Origin of the sequence: Bradyrhizobium sp. CCBAU 11361, from assembly GCF_028128935.1 — a bacterium.
Lineage (GTDB): Bacteria > Pseudomonadota > Alphaproteobacteria > Rhizobiales > Xanthobacteraceae > Bradyrhizobium > Bradyrhizobium niftali.
This window is the reverse complement of record NZ_LBJZ01000062.1, coordinates 1-607: the sequence shown is the minus strand read 5'-3', so window position 1 is coordinate 607 and position 607 is coordinate 1. Positions and strand designations below refer to the sequence as shown.

The 607-nt window shown below is 65.9% G+C and carries 1 pseudogene; it reads left to right on the top strand.

Annotated elements, in window-relative coordinates:
* Positions 1-607: pseudogene (locus XI08_RS09835) on the top strand (SbcC/MukB-like Walker B domain-containing protein); the annotation flags it as partial.

Here is a 607-nt window from a genome sequence, read left to right as displayed (position 1 = left end):
GGGCCGACATCGTGGGCGTCTCCGACGAGGTCACCGCGGCCGAGAAGTCCTTCGCGGCAAGCGGCGCGAAATGGCTGCCGAAGATCGACGAAGCACGTCAAACGATCATCGCGGAGCTTTCCGGGCTGCGCGGCCGGCGCGACGAGGTGCTCGAACGGATCCGACAGCACGCCGCCGGTGGGGCGCGCGCCTATCTCGGCGACGACACTGAACTCCTCTGCCGCAGGCTGCGGCAGAGGGGAATGGTCCCGCGCGTGCTCTGCGACATCATCGAAGTCGCCGAACCCGAGTGGGTAGGAGCCGCCGAGGCGCTCCTCGGCCGCGACCGGGAAGCCGTGTTCGTGGACAGAGCGGATATCAGCGCCGCCACGTCAATCTTCAAGGAAGGTCGCCGCGAGTTTCGCCATGCATCGCTAGTGAGCCTAAACAAGCTCGAACAGTTCAGGGCCAAGCCGGAGCGCGGCACTTTTCCCTCGATCTTCCGGAGCCAGGATCCGGACGCGATGGCCTTCATCATGCGCCGCTACGGCAATGTCCGTCTCGCCGACACGCTCGACCAGTTCAACAGGCCCGGCCGGGCGATTATGAAGGACGGCCTCTACGACGA